Origin of the sequence: Enterococcus sp. 9E7_DIV0242, from assembly GCF_002140975.2 — a bacterium.
Classification (GTDB): domain Bacteria; phylum Bacillota; class Bacilli; order Lactobacillales; family Enterococcaceae; genus Enterococcus_L; species Enterococcus_L clewellii.
The window spans coordinates 4,265,076-4,281,413 of sequence record NZ_CP147247.1; the positions used below are offsets into that span (position 1 = coordinate 4,265,076).

Genomic DNA, 16,338 nt, shown 5'->3' on the forward strand with positions numbered 1-16,338 from the left:
AATGAAAGTCTTATTTACTGCAGCTGAATGTGCACCATTTTTCAAAACTGGCGGCTTGGGCGATGTTGCCGGAGCTTTGCCAAAAGAACTGAAGGATAGAGGCGCTGATATTTGTATAGTTCTGCCTTATTACAAACAGATGCCGTTGAAATATCAGGAGCTTTGTGAAGATGTCTTGTACTTTTATGTGGATGTCGGTTGGCGCCACCAGTATTGCGGAGTAAAAAAACTAAAACTGGACGGTCTGACCTATTACTTTATCGACAATCAGTATTATTTTGATCGGGATGGCTTGTATGGCTATTATGATGATGGCGAACGATTTGCCTATTTTCAGCTTGCTGTGATCGAGATGCTGGAAAAAATTGATTTTATTCCGGACATCATCCATGTAAATGATTATCATACTGCGATGATCCCGTTTCTACTCAGAGAAAAATATCATTGGATTCAAGCCTATCAAGCGATTGAAACAGTTTTGACCATTCATAATATTGAATTTCAGGGTATTTTTGGTGAAGAAGTCTTACCTGATCTTTTTGGAATGGGAAAAGAACGGTATTATGATGGTACTGTTCGCTTTGATGATAATGTCAATTTTCTTAAAACAGGCATTTTATATGCTGGACGGGTCAATACAGTCAGTCCTTCCTATGCGGAAGAAATTCAGACACCCGAATTTGGTTCAGGGCTCGACGGGGTATTGCGAATGGCTAAAGATAAGTTAAGTGGTATTCTGAACGGCATAAATTATGAAATCAATGATCCGGAGACAGATCCCTTGATTCCAGCCAATTTTTCAAAGGAAGATTTATCAGGAAAAGCAATAAATAAAGCAGCTCTTCAAAGAAAAATGGGCTTACCGGTCCGAGAGGTTCCATTAATGGCCATTGTCAGTCGTTTGACACATCAAAAAGGTTTTCAACTGATGATGGATGAGATGGAATACCTTATGCAGGAAGATGTGCAGCTCGTTGTTTTAGGAACTGGGGAAGCTGGGTTTGAACAAGGCTTCAAAGACTTTACCCATCGCTTTCCGGAAAAATGCTCGGTCAGTATTTCTTTCGATATTAAGTTAGCGCAGTTGTTTTATGCTGGGGCCGATTTGTTTTTAATGCCTTCTGCGTTTGAGCCTTGCGGACTATCACAGATGATTTCCATGCGCTATGGCACATTGCCTCTCGTACATGAAATAGGAGGCTTGAAAGATAGTGTTATTCCTTATAATCCAATAACAAAAGAGGGAACCGGTTTTGGTTTTTCTGAGTTTCGCTCTATTTATCTAATGGAGACGATCCGAATGGCATCTGGTGTTTATAGAGAGGAACCGGAAGTTTGGCAGCAGTTGATTCAACAAGCTATGGCAAAAGATTTTAGCTGGGATTCCCCGGCACGAGAATATATAGGTCTTTACCAATTACTAACAAAGCCTTAAGAAATCATTCATTTTTCGTACTTGTTTCAAAAACGAGGTATAGTTAAAAGGGATATTTTCATAATCAGCTTTGGTAATAAATGATAAGAGCGTGTGAGATAGCAACTCTCACTCCTCTCAACAAGTATAAAGGATGGGACAGAAGTAACTCTTTCAGAAATAGGTTAGAATATCTTGAAAATATAAGAAATTCCAAATAGATGCTGTTCAACAACTCTTTATTGCGTGCATAGTGTCTCTTGGCAATTTTCAGATGCTCTTTCTTATTGTCATAAATCACTGCGATTGCCTGGTCAAAGCAGCTGATACATGATGCCTAATTGGCTCTCAGAGTGAAGTACTTCTGTCCCAACCTCTTGTTTTACAAATAATTAAGGGAGTCAGTGAACGATGAAGATTACAAAGGAACAGTTTAAAAAGGATTTTAAGCGACGTGTGCGAGAAAAATTTGCCAATGAGGTGGAGGAATCTTCAAGCGATGAACTATTCGCCTCACTGGGATCCGTGATTCAAGCATACTATTCGAATGCTTGGAAGGACACTCGTAAGGATACTCGTGCCTCGCAATGTAAGCAGGCCTATTATTTTTCGATCGAATTTTTACCTGGTAAAATGCTGAAAAGCAATTTACTGAATATGGGGTTGCTGGATACTGTTCGTGACAGCTTAAAGGAAATGAATATCGATCTGGAAGAGCTTTGCAACGTAGAGAAGGATATGGCGTTGGGAAACGGTGGACTTGGTCGTCTGGCTTCCTGTTTCATGGACTCTATTGCTTCTTGCGGATTACCGGGAAACGGGAATGGGATTCGCTACGATTATGGTCTATTTAAGCAGAAATTTGTTGATGGCAATCAAGTAGAACTGCCAGACGAATGGCTTCGTGAAGGGAATGTCTGGGAAGTCCGTAAAGCCAGCAAGGCTGTTAATGTGAATTACGGCGGACATGTCTACCTAAAAGAAAATGAACGTGGGCAACTGAAGCCAGTCTATGAAAACCAGCAGGTTCTGAGAGCTGTTCCATATGATACCGGAATGCTGGGCTACCATAATAATATGGTGAATACCTTGCGACTCTGGTCAGCTGAGATTCCTGAATTTGAAGAGAACAGATATCAGAGTATTGAAGAACGTCGAGATTTTCGTGATTTGACCTCAGTACTTTATCCGGATGATTCCAATTATGAAGGACGTTTGATGCGTTTGGTTCAGGAATACTTTTTTGTTTCAGCAGGAATTCAAAGCATCATTCTATCACAGAAAAAAACAGGTGTTGCCATGCTTGATTTGGCGAATTATGTGGCTATCCATATCAATGATACCCATCCAGCGCTGTGTGTTGCAGAAATGATGCGTATTCTGGTTGATGAAGAAGACTTAAGTTGGGAAAAAGCCTGGAATGTTACTGTTAAAACAATGAGCTATACCAACCATACGATCATGGCAGAAGCTCTGGAGAAATGGCCGGTATCTATGTTGCAGGAAGTTATCCCGAGACTGTATCAGATTATTGAAGAAATCGATCGTCGCTTTGTAGAGGAAATGTCCTTATTGGTTGATTCCGAGCTCGTTGAACGGACAAGAATCATTAAAGACGGCCAAGTACATATGGCACATTTGGCAATTATTGGCAGCCACAGTACAAATGGCGTAGCGAAGCTTCATTCGGATTTGTTGAAAGGTGTTGTCCTTCATGATTTCTATCTGCTTTATCCGGAACGGTTTAACAACAAGACGAATGGTATTGCTCAAAGACGTTGGCTGCAACTAGCGAATGAACCTTTGGCCAATCTCCTGGATCAGACGATTGGCACATCATGGCGGAAAGAAGCCAATGATCTGCATTTATTGATGAACTATAAGGATGATTCAAAAGTATTGCAACAGATAGCAGATACTAAATATACGAATAAAGTACGATTGGCAGAGTATATTCTCAAAACAACGGGAATTGACGTTTCACCGGATGCGATATTTGATGTTCAGATTAAACGACTTCATGCGTATAAGCGGCAGCTGTTAAACCTGCTGCATATTCTAAAACTGTATTTTGAATTGAAGGATAATCCGGAAGCTGACATTTATCCGCGTGTCTTCATTTTTGGTGCAAAAGCCGCACCAAGCTATACGTATGCAAAGCACATTATTAAATGTATCAATGAAGTAGCTAACATGATCAACGCTGATGAAGCGATACAAGGAAAGTTAAAAATAGTCTTTTTGGAAAACTACAATGTTTCCTTGGCAGAACTGATTATTCCGGCAGCAGATGTCAGTGAACAGATATCACTAGCTTCTAAAGAAGCATCTGGAACTAGCAATATGAAATTAATGCTAGATGGGGCAGTGACGATTGCAACACTTGACGGAGCTAATATTGAGATTCGAGATATTGTTGGAGATGACAATATAGCCATTTTTGGTTTGACTGAAGAAGAAGTGTATCGTTATTATGAAACACAAAACTATTCAGCGCTAAAAATTTATGAGAACGATCCGGTTATTCAGCGCATACTGAATGCTTTTATTGATGGAACGATCCCAAATATAAAAGTAGAGGGTCAGGAAATTTTTGATTCTCTGATTCGATACAACGATGAATACTTCGTTTTACGTGATTTTCAGTCCTATGTGGATGCACAAAAGTCGATTGAAACTCTTTATCGAGATAAACCACGCTGGCAGAAAGTCAGTTTGATCAATACAGCGCACGCCGGGCATTTTTCTTCGGATTATACTGTGCAGCGTTACGCAGAGGATATCTGGCAGATTGAACCGATAAGAAAAGTGGGAAACGATTCTGAACAATAGGGGAGACAGTAATGACGGCAATTTATTTTAATTCCTGGCTGGAAGAGTATAAACAGCCTTTCGGAGCAATTGAAAAAGGCGACACAGTAACGTTTTCAATTGCTGTTCAGGAATCAGTAGTTGAACAGGTTTTGTTGGTGATGCGCAAAGAGGATGGAGAACAGGGTGTTGAAAAAATCAATATGTCTCCGCAAGAGGAGCTTCGATATACTTGCGCCTATTCTTTAGAACAGAGAGCAGGACTTTACTTCTACTATTTTGAGATCTTAAAAAAGGAAGCAGGGCAAGAGGCAGAAATCCTGTACTTCGGATCGAATCAAGGAAAAGGTGGAGCAGGTGTTCTCACTCCAGCTTTAGGCGATCTGCATCCTTACCAACTGACTTGCTATGAAAAGACAGATCCTGCACCTGACTGGTATCGAAAGGGAATCGTGTATCAAATTTTTCCAGACCGATTTTATAATGGCAATCCTCATAAAGAAATTTCTCAGCCTAAAAAGAATACGTTTATTTATGGTACTTGGGAAGATGAGCCAATGTATATTAAAGACGAGCAAGGAGAGATTATTCGCTGGGATTTTTATGGCGGTAATTTGCAGGGAATCATAGAAAAAATTCCTTATTTGAAAGAGCTGGGTGTTACTGTACTCTATTTAAATCCTATTTTTGAGGCTGCAAGCAATCATCGGTATGATACTGGTGATTATCTGGCAATCGACGGAATGTTGGGGGATGAGAAAATTTTTCAACAGCTACTTGACTGTCTTCATGAGAATGATATGCAGCTTATTCTGGATGGAGTGTTCAGTCATGTGGGAAGAAACAGCCGCTACTTTAATTATGATGGACGCTATGGTGAATACGAAGGTGCTTACCGCAAGCCAGAAAGCCGCTATCGACAATGGTTCAAATTCTCTGACTATCCACAGGAATATAAGTCTTGGTGGGGTGTGAAGGATCTACCGGAAGCAGATAAGGAGAATCATGATTTTCAACAGTTTATTTATGGTGAAAAGGATAGTGTCATTGAGAAGTGGACAGCTATGGGCGTGGACGGTTGGCGTTTAGACGTGGCGGATGAATTGCCGGACTTCTTTATAGATGGGATTCGACAAACGCTAGATCAACACCCCAAAAAAGTATTGATTGGTGAAGTTTGGGAGGATGCTTCTAACAAGATATCTTACGGACAGCGACGCCAGTATGTCTTCGGTGGTGGTCTTCATGGTGTGATGAACTACCCGTTTCGTGAGAACATTCTTGGTCTCCTTCAAGAAAAGCAATCAGCAAAAGATACAGCAGAAAAGCTGACTGTCCTACAGGAAAATTATCCCGCAGACATTTTTGCCAATAATTTGAATAATATTGGGACCCATGATAGCGAAAGAATTGCGACTTTATTGGAAAATAACTTTTCCAAGCTATCTTTGGCAGTAGGGTTAATGTTCGCCTTGCCAGGCGTCCCTACGATTTATTATGGAGATGAGGCAGGTCTGACTGGAGGGAAAGATCCTGAAAATCGTAAGTTTTTCCCATGGCATTCCATTGATTCTGATACCTATACCTGCTATCAGGAATGGACAATGAAACGTAAAGAAACAGAAGCCTTGGTTCAGGGGGAGCTCTATTCGTTTTATTCAAATGGTCTCTTGGGTTTATTGCGATACAGCAAGCCTGCTCAGCTTGCTCTTTATCTTGTTAATCCACAGAATCAGGACGCTTCTATCAAAGAGCTGAACTTTACCAGAAAACCGCCAATTTCAACAGATATTTTAGAAGAGTTGTTGTCGGGAGTAGTAGTCCTTGCGTGGGACGACTATTTTGTAACGAAGGATTTTGGATGAAAAATTAGTAATAACTGTTAACGAAGCATAGAAAGCATACGACTCATTTTGAATGAGTTGCTTTCTATGCTTTTTGCATACTTTTATAGTTGATTTTAAAAACTATTTTTAGGAGAATAGTTCAACGGAACTTTTAATATATATCTATGTCTATAGAGGAGCAGTTTTAGGAAGAGGATCGAGACAGAAATGATGAGCTACTCAAAGCTACTTGTACAGCTACGGTTCTCGCTACGCTCCGATCCTCGAAGTAGGGAGAGATTTACTTGGTTTTAAAAGGGTAGGAAAGTCTAATAGCCTAGCTTTGCTTACAGTCATGTTTTTATAACTACCACATTAATGTGGCAATTAGATATTATTTACGGGGAACAAACCATCCGTTAAGATAATAAATAAGGAAGCGCTTCCGGAGGTGAGAAGATGGCACTAAATAAAAGAGAGCAAGCTTTGTTGCAACTATTATTGGACCAGACGGATTTTCTGCCAGCTGCATTTTTTAAGAATAAATTGTATGTTTCAGCTAAAACAGTTTATACAGATCTCGCACGTTTAGAAGAAAAATTAACAGACACTGGGTTGCATATTTCACGTTTGCCTAGAAAGGGAGTCCGAGTTGAAGGAACAGAAGCAGCAAGAAAGAAGGCAACAGCTTTATTGATTGAGAAGACAAAAAAGATTGATAAATTTTCACCGGAGTATCGTAAAATTTTTATTTTTGCCAACTATCTTTTTTCAGAAAAGCCTATGCACTATCAAGAATTTGCTGACTATTTTTATGTCAGTTATCAATCCATAAAGAAGGATGTCGATGAGATTCTTGAGTATTGCCGAAAAGAAAACGTTCAGGGCCGAATGACTGATAGAGGGGTAGTGCTTGATACTACAGAATCTGTCCGACAGAGAGTATTTAAATCCATGCTGGATTTCTTTATTGAATCATCTAGTATTGACACGAAAGCAATTCAATCTGTTTTTGATGAGAATAATGTCCGATTAGTCACATGCTTTGTTTCTGACTTAAGTGTTGCTCTAGATCATCAGCTTAACAGTTATTTTGTAGATTCATTGAAGATATCTTTAGAGATACTTCTTGGTAGAGTACAGAAAGGAGCCCATATTGAACCACAAAAGGAACTTGTTTTCGATGAGTTGAAACGTATGCAGCTTTATATGCAAGGCGTCGCTTTTTCAGAAATGGTTGCTAAAGAGCAAAGGTTTCAGTTAACTGATGAGGATATTCACTATGTTTGTTCCTTACTGTTGGCTCATGGCATCGAGCCCTATTTAAAAATGACAGCTAATAGCCAGAAAATGATCACAGTGACTAAAAAAATGATAGTAAATATGTCGGATTTACTGAGTATTGATTTAACAGATGATGAGTTGTTGATGCAGGCCTTATTATCTCATGTTGTTCCAATGATTCATCGACTGAAAAATCATATTGCTATCAAAAACCCTTTGAGGGAAAGTATCAAGAAACAGTATTCGACAATGTTCACACTGACAAAATTTGTTATTGGAGACTTGGAAAAGAAATATGATGTGGCGCTAACAGAAGATGAAGTGACCTTTTTAACGATTCATTTCCAGCTGGCGTTTGAAAAAATTCGAGTAACGAAACATATTCTGATTGTGTGTAATTCAGGAATGGCAACGTCGGAGCTGATTTTTAATCGTATTAAGCAGAATATCGCAGCGGATGTCATTTTAGAAATTACCAGCTTTGATAAATTGAGCCATATCTCACTTGAGACTGTAGATTTGATTATTTCAACAATACAGTTAGAAGAGACAACAACGGAAGTCATGTATGTATCTGCCTTACCGACACCGGAAGAAATAGGGAAGATTTCTGCTTATGTTTCAAACTTAAGTGAGCATAAAAAAAGCTTTCATTCAAAAGAATACAAAAACACTCATTTGTTGAGCAAGTATTTAGATAGAGATTTTCTCTATGTAAAGCAAGAGTTCAAAACGAAAGAAGCTATTTTAACTTATTTAGCAGATGATTATCAGGAAAAAGGACTGGTTACAGGAGATTTTAAAAAGACATTATTCATACGTGAAGAGCTGGGGAGTACCGGGTTGAAAACCGGTGTGGCAATTCCTCACGCCGAGCCGGAAACAGTCAATCAGACAAAACTGTCCTTTATGGCTTTAGCTTCACCAATCAAATGGGGCTCAAGTCAGATTCAACTGGTTGTTTTATTGGCAATTGCTGAAGAGGATATGGCAGAAGCCAAAGAATTGATCGCATCCATTTATGATCTGTTCAACTCACCGAAAGAAATTAAATGGGTAGTAGACAGTCAGAGTAAAGAGGAGTTGTATCAGCGACTTCTAAGAGGAGGAAATGGGCATGTTTTTTAACCATCAAATTGCTTTGTTAAAAAAGAATGTGTCTTCTAAGGAAGTTGCATTTGAATTATTGGCAAATGAATTAATGGAGAAGCAATGCGTTAATCAGGATTTTTTAGCGAATGTTATTAAACGGGAACTTGTTTTTCCAACTGGGTTGGAAATCAACGGAATTGGCGTGGCAATTCCCCATACAGATAGTGAGTATGTAAAGGAGTCGCAAGTGGCATTTATGTCGCTCACAACGCCGATACAATTTAAATCTATGGGGTCAAAGGATAAAGAAGTCAATGTATCTATATTGTTTATGCTGGCACTTAAGGAACCGCATGAACAGCTTGAGATGCTGCAGCGTTTAATTGAAATGTTTCAGCAGGAAGGTGTCTTACAAGCATTGATGACTGCTGAAACGATGGAAGCATATCAGAAAATTATCCGAACGAACGGATTAAGCTAGGAGGAAGAGAGATGTTAAACGCATTACAGTGGTTTGTAGATTTAGGATCGATTGTTGTATTACCCATTTTAATATTTATCTTTGGTCTGATTTTAGGGACTAAACCGGGTAAAGCTTTTACCTCTGCATTAACAGTGGGCGTTGGATTTGTCGGACTGAATTTGGTTATTGATTTGTTGAGTAATAGCCTTGGACCTGCTGCGCAGGAAATGGTCGAGCGTTTTGGACTGAATCTGACAACAATTGATGTCGGGTGGCCGGCAGCTGCTGCGATCTCCTATGGAACAATTTTGGGAAGTCTAGCCATTCCAATCGGGGTGTTACTAAATATTGTTTTGATTATTTTAGGACTGACAAAGACATTGAATGTTGATATCTGGAATATTTGGCATGCAGCATTTATCTCTTCTTTGATTTATGCACTTACAGGAAACTTTGCAATGGGAATTGCTGCAACCGTTATTTATCTGATGATGATTCTACTGATGGGAGATATACTAGGGCCGATCATCAATAAATTTTACGGGTTTCCTAATATTACATTTCCACACGGAACTGCAGCGCCAGGCTTTGTTTTTGCGATTCCAATGAATTGGCTTTTTGATCGTATTCCGGGACTGAAAGATTGGAAGGCTGATCCCGAAACCATTCAAAAGAAATTTGGAGTGTTTGGTGATTCTACAGTAATGGGCTTTATGATTGGTCTGGTCATCGGAGTTCTGGCGGGCTATGATGTAGCCGGAGTGGGTCAGCTTGCAGTTAAAACAGGTGCGGTAATGGTTATCATGCCTAAAATGGTTGCACTTTTGATGGAAGGTCTGACACCTATTTCGGAAGCTGCCAATGAATTTGTAAAACGTCGTTTCCCAGGGCGAGAGCTTTATATTGGGATGGATGCAGCCTTGTCTGTGGGGCATCCGGCAGTTCTTTCTTCATCGCTGTTGCTTGTTCCTATTACCATTTTACTATCAGTTATTTTACCCGGAAATACAACTTTACCCTTCGGGGATTTAGCAACGATTCCATTTCTGGTTTGTTTGATGGCAGCAGTTTTCGGAGGAAATATTATTCGAACTGTAATTGCCGGTTCTGTATATATGGTCGGAATTCTATATATCACCTCATGGGTAGCACCATTAGTGACAACGGCCGCCAAAGCAGCAAATTTTGATTTGCAAGGGAATTCCATGATTACAGCGTTAGCAGAAGGCGGACTCTGGACAACCTGGCTATATATTGGGTTAACGAAGGTCTTGAGTTGGGGTGGTTTGGCAATTATCGGAACGATCGTAGTTGCCGGCCTAATTTATGTAAATAAAATAGCACCAAAAAAACATACAGCTGAGTAAGACATGATCAAATTGAAATCAAAAAGTAAAACCTTGAAGTCAAGCATAAGAGTTGAAAAGAGTCGTCTAGACACTAAAGTACAGGAGACTGAAAGATTTTTTAGCTTGATGTCATTTATCCAGAGAGGAGAACAGATAATGAAAAAATTATTGATTATGTGCGGAACGGGTATAGCAACTTCGACAGTGGTTACAAACAAAGTAAAGGAGTGGCTTGGTAGTAAAGGCTTATCGGATCAGGTAAGGCTATACCAATCCAAAGTGGCAGATGAAATGAATCGCATTGATGATTACGATATTGTAGTCAGTACAACAGTTGTGCCGGACTCAATAAAGGATAAAGTAATCATGGGACTGCCTCTATTGACTGGCATTGGAACAGAGGAAATGTATGCTGAAATTGAAAAGAAAATCAGAGAGTAGGGGATAGGATTATGCTGGTAACGACGAAAGAAATGTTTCAATTTGCAGAAGCGAACAATTTTGCGATTCCCGCAGCTAACTTTTTTGATTTGGATAGCGCTCGAGTATATGTAACGACAGCTGAAAAACTAAAAAAACCATTGATTTTAGCCTTTGCTCAATCTCATATACCACTATTGCGTCTTGATGAGGCTGCATTAATTGGGAAATATTTAGCAGAGAAAAGCAAGGTTCCGGTAGCTCTTCATTTGGATCATGGTCAGGATGAAGAAGTGATCAAAGAAGCGATCAAGCTTGGCTTTACTTCAGTAATGATTGATGCTTCAGAAGATTCCTTTGAGGACAATGTCCGACGTTCCAAGGCCATCGCTACATACGCTCATGCGTATGGTGTGACAGTAGAAGCTGAAATCGGTCATGTTGGTTCAGGAAATAGTTTAGAATCTACAGGCATAAGTGATTCTATCTATACAGATGTTCAGGAAGCCGTAAAATTTGCACAGCAGACACAGGTCGATTCATTGGCCGTTTCGATTGGAACGGCTCATGGCCATTATACAGGGGTGCCCAAAATAGACTTTTCTGTATTGAAAAGCATTTATGAAGCTATTGATATTCCGCTGGTATTGCACGGTGGTTCCTCTTCCGGAGACGCAAATTTGGAGGCCTGTGCTCAGGGAGGGATTCGTAAAATAAACATTTTTACAGATTTTGTTACTGCTGCAATGAACAGTATTGAAAAGAAACAGCCAAAAGATTATTTCGCTTTAAAAGAAGCCGCGAATCAAGGGATAGCTGAAACATTAACTCACTACTTTGATGTATTTCATACAAAAACGTATTAGGGAGGAATTTTCAAAATGAAGCGAAAACTTAGAAGCCCATTCTTTGTTGTAAATCCTAAAGCTTATTTATACGGGAAAGAAGCACTTGAACTGGCAAAAGTAGCAGATGAAGTTTCCGAGCGAACCGGTATTGATGTGCTATTTACAGTACAACATATAGATGCCGCAGCTGTTCGAGAGTCAACAAAGCATTTGTTTATTACCGTACAGCATTTGGATGGAATAGAAGTTGGCAGAGGAATGGGGTACATTTTGCCTGAAGCCTTAGCCGAAGCGGCCGTGGACGCAACCTTTTTAAATCATGCAGAACATCAAATGGAGCTAGGTGAACTGGTTCAAGCAATTCGACGAGCAAACGAGGTAGGGATTTTAACGATCGCCTGTGCAGATTCGATCGAAGAAGCTAAAGCGATTGCGACACTGGGGCCGGATGTGATGGTTTGTGAACCGACTGCTTTGATCGGTACTGGAGAAGCGAGTGATGATACGTATAAAGAAGCAACGAATAAGGCCGTACGTGCTATTGATTCGACAATCCTGTTGCTGCAGGCTGCGGGGATATCCACAGTGAAGGATGTTGAAAATGCATTACTGTCAGGAGCAGACGGAACAGGTGGAACGAGCGGAATTGTCTGTGCTGAAGATCCGGCAGGAATTATGGTAGAGATGATTGAGAAAGTGGCTGAGTTTAAAGGAAAGCAGGGAGAAGAATGAAATTTGTTAAGGAACAGCTGACGTTAAGCTCTAACGGTAATCGGGTGAGCTATCACAATATTACAGACAAAGTAAAACAAGTTGTTGCCGACAGTGGGATTTCAAACGGTCTTTGTGTGATTCAATCTCCTCATACGACTTGTTCGGTAATTTTTGAAGAGTATGTGCATGATACTGATTTTAATGGAGATGAATTTTTACAAGTAGATTTAAATCGTATTTTGGATCGAATCATTCCAAGAGAGCTTTCTGAAAACACAGATTATCGTTATCCAGGACCAAAACATCTTGATTTTTTAATGGGGTTGGACGATCCAAACTATCCAGCTGATCCCGGTACTATTCTTAACGGTGACGCACATATCCGAGCATCCTTCTTTGGTGCAAGTGAGACGTTTATTTTAAACGCTGGAAAGCTTGAAATTGGCTCTGTTGGCTATATCTATTTTATTGATTTTGACCAAAACCGAATCCGAAACCGTACCTGCCATCTTTTAGTAATCGGTGAGTAAGGACCGAAGAGAATGGAGTGAAAAACAATAGTCAACTTATCCTTTCAAATTTTAAAGCTACTTTATAAGTCTTTTGTAACTGTCTTAGCTTGATTGGTAAGGAAACAACCTTGCTTAAATAATGAGGAGGTTTTAGGTGTATAGAGGAGTGTGGATCGAGTTGTGTCCCACACTCCTTGAAACACAGTGGGTTACCACTGATGTATCCGCGTTTGTGGCTCGTCGCAGTTTAGGGCTTACGAGTGTTGAGCGGACATTGACGCAGCTCGCTGTTAGTAGCTACTTCTGGAATACCGGTTATCTGCTTTTAAAGTGCTGAGGCAAATTTAAGTCACAGCTTTTTTTGCGTTACAATACAGAAATCTCAGCAAATCGAGTAGTATCTCTGTTTCAGTTTTTTGATAAGTTTAGAGTTAGTCGAATCGAAACCATCGCTGAGTAAAAGATGGGGAGAAGAGACGCTTAAGAGATTAAGGCCTGCTGAATGGTACTGCTCTTTGTTAATTGTGAACAATTTTAAACTAGTAATAGACAATGGATTGTTAAATCTGTTAACATATATTAGTAAACACTAAACAAAGGGTGGCGCTGGAAATGGCAAGTATTCGTGATATAGCAAAAATGGCAGGTGTATCTGCAGCAAGTGTATCAAGGATTTTGAATAATGATGAGACATTTAGTATCAATGAGAACACGAGAAAGCGTGTGATCGATATTGCCAATAAAATGAACTATTCCAAGTCTAAAAATAAACATGGCAGTCGAAGCTCAGGGGATGAATTGACAATTGCACTGATTGTGCGTCATAGTGCAGAATCTGAATTAGATGATCCCTATTTTCGCTTTATCAGAAGAGGGATTGAAAAAGAAGCAGAAAAATGGCGGTTGCGTGTTTTAAGAGTTTTTCGAATGAGAGATAAAGAAAAAGATTGGGAGCAACTGGGAAAATATGGAGCAGTTGTAATGGTAGGTGAAATGACCGATGATGCGGTAGAAAAGGCCTACAGCTATAATCAGAAATTGATTTTAGTTGACAATTATACGAAGCAGCCAAAATATGATTGTATCCAAACAGATTTTGCTGAAAAAACACATGAGATTTTAGATACGTTGTTTCGTTATGGGCATCGTCGATTTGCCTTTATCGGGGGATTGGCGAGTAAAGTGACATCGGATGGCGAAGCGGTTCATTATAAAGAAGAAATACGAGCTGAAAACTTTCGTGAGTGGATAAAGATAAACAATTTAGAGCATTCTGCTGAGGTCTATCAAGGCGATTGGTCAACGGAATCCGGTGTGGTGTTAGGAAAAAAAATGCTTGAAGCCAAAGAACTGCCAACAGCTGTAGTTGTCGCTAGTGATCCGATGGCTGTCGGGGTCTACCGCGCTATCAATGATGCAGGCCTGAAAATTCCTGATGATTTATCAATTGTTAGTTTTGATGATATTGATATCGCTCAGTACATGACACCGGCCCTATCCACTGTCAGTATGAACGCAGAAGAGATGGGCTGTTTGGCTGTACGGTTAGCGAAAGAACGGATTTTAGAAGATCGGGTGATGCCGATTCGCGTGATTTGTTCCACAGAGTTGAAGCTTAGAGAATCAGTAAGGGATATCACGTAATAAAATAGATAAGCAGAAAAGGCCATTTAATGGGGTTCTTTTCTGCTTTTTTAGTCTTTAAAAATTTTTTTTGAAAAAAATGAGAATAATAGTTGTGTAAACATTAACTAAACATTTATACTGTTTTTAGTAAACGTTTGCAAAAAATACGAATTGAAGGAGAACAAAAATGAAATTTGTTGATAAGCTCGCAGAAAAAATGGTGCCCTTTGCAACCATCGTTGCAAATAATCGGTATCTGTTAAGTTTACGTGACGGTTTTATGATGGCATTTCCAGCAACTATGTTTGCATCCATTATGATTATTATTCAGAATTTGCCTACGACATTTGGTTTTGCTGAAGCTTTACCTGAAGGAATAAACACGTTCTTGAATGACTTTTTTGGCCCTGTAGGAAATGCAACGATGAGCATTTCTGCTGTTTTTATTGTTTTTGGTATTGGTTATCAGCTGGCAGGTCACTATAAACAGCCGCAAATATTTGCTGGTGCAATTTCACTTTCCTCATTTATTATGCTGTTACCATTCGGACAGGATGACGCTGCCGGATCATTTATCCCATTGTCTAAGCTTGGCGCAGAAGGAATGTTCGTGGGGATCCTCTCTGCAATCGTTGCTACAGAGATCTATTGTCGAATCAGTAAAACAGGTTTCACAATCAAAATGCCTGACTCTGTTCCGCCGATGATTGCTGAATCTTTTGTAGCAATTATTCCAGGAGCCGCGCCCTTGTTCCTATTTAATGTGATTCGTTATCTGTTCACCTTTACCCAATGGGGCAATGCAGTGGATTTCGTTTATGAAATTCTACAGCAACCATTAATGGGATTAGGGGGCACCTTGCCGGCTGTCTTGATTGCTGTATTCTTTACACAGCTGTTTTGGTGGTTTGGGATTCATGGCACACTGGTTGTCAATGCGGTAATCGATCCAATCATGAGTGCTTTGGCGATTGAAAATTATGAGGCCTATAAAGCAGGAGCAGAAGAGCTTCCCCATATTATCAACACAACATTTATGGGTGTTTTTGTAACACAAGGAATGCAGTTGGGTGTCTCAATTGCGATGGCATTTTTTATTGCAAAATCTATTCGGATGAAGCAAACAATGAAGACCATCATTGCACCGGCGATTTTCAATGTTTCTGAGCCGATGACATTTGGGTTACCGATTGTATTAAATCCAATTGCTTTTATTCCATGGATAGTAGGGCCTCTGGTTTGTACGACGATTTCCTATTTTGCTATTGCAATCGGACTGGTTCCCCGTCCAATCGGAGCAACCGTGGTTTGGACAACACCGGTCATTCTTTCCGGCTGGCTTGGAACCGGCTCGATCGCTGGCGCGATTCTGCAAGTAGTAACAGTTATTATCATGACTTTAATTTGGATTCCATTTTTACTGGCAATGGACAATGAATATTTAAAAGAAGAACAAGCAGAGCTTGCATCTGAGTAATTCACTATGAGCAATTCTGTGAGGAGGAGTGGGAACGATGAGAGTAGATACGCTAAGTTATAGCTTTTTTATGAAACCAAATATAGCGGCTGTTTATCAAGCTGTATTGAATGAACAATTGAGTTATTTCAAAAGACAAAATTCGGCTGTTTCTTGTTTAAAAGAAGGAACGACTGTCCATTGTCAATTACGAACCAAAACGCAAAAAATCGGTGTGAGCAGTACCATGACTGTAACAAAAATTGAGACCAACCACTATTTTCAAATGCAAACCTCCTCCTCAACAGGAGGAATCACTCAAACGTATCAATTTGATGAAAAAGACGGGCGAGTATTAGTTACTTACTCTGAGAGAAATACCTTTGAAAAGACCCGTCATCAGTATGGGTTTATGGTTGTCGGATTCTTCTATAAATATTTCTTTAATCGAGGCGTTCGCCAACGTATGAAATACTTGGAAAATCTGGCGGAAATGTCTAATTAAAATAATCGTACCTATCAC

The 16,338-nt window shown here is 39.8% G+C and carries 14 protein-coding genes; all 14 read left to right on the forward strand.

What is annotated here, in order from left to right; all coding sequences use genetic code 11:
- The first annotated feature begins 1 nt into the window (after position 1).
- The 14 genes from glgA (at position 2) to A5888_RS19995 (ending at position 16,320) form a co-directional block, all read left to right on the forward strand.
- The gene (glgA, locus tag A5888_RS19930) at positions 2-1,435 is read left to right on the forward strand and encodes a glycogen synthase GlgA (RefSeq protein WP_086349193.1); all 1,434 of its coding nucleotides are present in this window, start codon (positions 2-4) and stop codon (positions 1,433-1,435) included.
- A 396-nt stretch (positions 1,436-1,831) separates the two neighbouring features.
- Entirely contained in the window at positions 1,832-4,246 is a 2,415-nt protein-coding gene (locus tag A5888_RS19935; RefSeq protein WP_170924791.1) for a glycogen/starch/alpha-glucan phosphorylase, read from the forward strand.
- A gap of 11 nt (positions 4,247-4,257) precedes the next feature.
- Positions 4,258-6,090 (forward strand): glycoside hydrolase family 13 protein, encoded by a 1,833-nt coding sequence (locus tag A5888_RS19940; RefSeq protein ID WP_086349195.1) that lies wholly within the window; start codon positions 4,258-4,260, stop codon positions 6,088-6,090.
- A 420-nt stretch (positions 6,091-6,510) separates the two neighbouring features.
- The gene (locus A5888_RS19945) at positions 6,511-8,463 is read left to right on the forward strand and encodes a BglG family transcription antiterminator (protein ID WP_086349196.1); all 1,953 of its coding nucleotides are present in this window, start codon (positions 6,511-6,513) and stop codon (positions 8,461-8,463) included.
- Positions 8,453-8,908 (forward strand): PTS sugar transporter subunit IIA, encoded by a 456-nt coding sequence (locus tag A5888_RS19950; protein WP_086349197.1) that lies wholly within the window; start codon positions 8,453-8,455, stop codon positions 8,906-8,908. Before A5888_RS19945 ends, A5888_RS19950 begins: the two co-directional genes overlap by 11 nt.
- Before the next feature lie 11 nt (positions 8,909-8,919).
- A complete protein-coding gene (locus A5888_RS19955) occupies positions 8,920-10,257 on the forward strand; it encodes a PTS galactitol transporter subunit IIC (protein WP_086349198.1) in 1,338 nt (445 codons plus the stop codon).
- 138 nt (positions 10,258-10,395) lie between these two features.
- Positions 10,396-10,680: a PTS sugar transporter subunit IIB gene (locus A5888_RS19960; RefSeq protein ID WP_086349199.1), complete on the forward strand. Its 285-nt coding sequence runs from the start codon at positions 10,396-10,398 to the stop codon at positions 10,678-10,680.
- Positions 10,681-10,691: 11 nt separating this feature from the next.
- Positions 10,692-11,525, forward strand: coding sequence for a class II fructose-bisphosphate aldolase (locus tag A5888_RS19965; protein WP_086349200.1), 834 nt, complete (start codon positions 10,692-10,694; stop codon positions 11,523-11,525).
- A gap of 15 nt (positions 11,526-11,540) precedes the next feature.
- Positions 11,541-12,239: a triose-phosphate isomerase gene (locus A5888_RS19970; protein ID WP_086349201.1), complete on the forward strand. Its 699-nt coding sequence runs from the start codon at positions 11,541-11,543 to the stop codon at positions 12,237-12,239.
- Complete coding sequence (locus tag A5888_RS19975; protein ID WP_086349202.1) at positions 12,236-12,751, forward strand: YjbQ family protein; 516 nt, start codon at positions 12,236-12,238, stop codon at positions 12,749-12,751. The genes A5888_RS19970 and A5888_RS19975 overlap by 4 nt, the downstream gene beginning before the upstream one ends.
- A 136-nt stretch (positions 12,752-12,887) precedes the next feature.
- On the forward strand, positions 12,888-13,070 hold the full coding sequence (locus A5888_RS19980; RefSeq protein WP_086349203.1) for a hypothetical protein: 183 nt from the start codon (positions 12,888-12,890) through the stop codon (positions 13,068-13,070).
- 275 nt (positions 13,071-13,345) lie between these two features.
- Positions 13,346-14,377, forward strand: a complete 1,032-nt coding sequence (locus A5888_RS19985; protein ID WP_086349204.1) for a LacI family DNA-binding transcriptional regulator — start codon at positions 13,346-13,348, stop codon at positions 14,375-14,377.
- A gap of 169 nt (positions 14,378-14,546) precedes the next feature.
- Positions 14,547-15,836: a PTS sugar transporter subunit IIC gene (locus A5888_RS19990; RefSeq protein ID WP_086349205.1), complete on the forward strand. Its 1,290-nt coding sequence runs from the start codon at positions 14,547-14,549 to the stop codon at positions 15,834-15,836.
- A gap of 37 nt (positions 15,837-15,873) precedes the next feature.
- Positions 15,874-16,320 (forward strand): DUF3284 domain-containing protein, encoded by a 447-nt coding sequence (locus A5888_RS19995; RefSeq protein WP_086349206.1) that lies wholly within the window; start codon positions 15,874-15,876, stop codon positions 16,318-16,320.
- Positions 16,321-16,338 lie beyond the last annotated feature (18 nt).

Coding starts and splice junctions, on each gene's coding strand:
- A5888_RS19975 (WP_086349202.1), top strand. CDS start 12,236: ATGAAATTTGTTAAGGAACAGCTGACGTTAAGCTCTAACGGTAATCGG.
- A5888_RS19950 (WP_086349197.1), top strand. CDS start 8,453: ATGTTTTTTAACCATCAAATTGCTTTGTTAAAAAAGAATGTGTCTTCT.
- A5888_RS19960 (WP_086349199.1), top strand. CDS start 10,396: ATGAAAAAATTATTGATTATGTGCGGAACGGGTATAGCAACTTCGACA.
- glgA (WP_086349193.1), top strand. CDS start 2: ATGAAAGTCTTATTTACTGCAGCTGAATGTGCACCATTTTTCAAAACT.
- A5888_RS19970 (WP_086349201.1), top strand. CDS start 11,541: ATGAAGCGAAAACTTAGAAGCCCATTCTTTGTTGTAAATCCTAAAGCT.
- A5888_RS19955 (WP_086349198.1), top strand. CDS start 8,920: ATGTTAAACGCATTACAGTGGTTTGTAGATTTAGGATCGATTGTTGTA.
- A5888_RS19995 (WP_086349206.1), top strand. CDS start 15,874: ATGAGAGTAGATACGCTAAGTTATAGCTTTTTTATGAAACCAAATATA.
- A5888_RS19940 (WP_086349195.1), top strand. CDS start 4,258: ATGACGGCAATTTATTTTAATTCCTGGCTGGAAGAGTATAAACAGCCT.
- A5888_RS19990 (WP_086349205.1), top strand. CDS start 14,547: ATGAAATTTGTTGATAAGCTCGCAGAAAAAATGGTGCCCTTTGCAACC.
- A5888_RS19965 (WP_086349200.1), top strand. CDS start 10,692: ATGCTGGTAACGACGAAAGAAATGTTTCAATTTGCAGAAGCGAACAAT.
- A5888_RS19985 (WP_086349204.1), top strand. CDS start 13,346: ATGGCAAGTATTCGTGATATAGCAAAAATGGCAGGTGTATCTGCAGCA.
- A5888_RS19945 (WP_086349196.1), top strand. CDS start 6,511: ATGGCACTAAATAAAAGAGAGCAAGCTTTGTTGCAACTATTATTGGAC.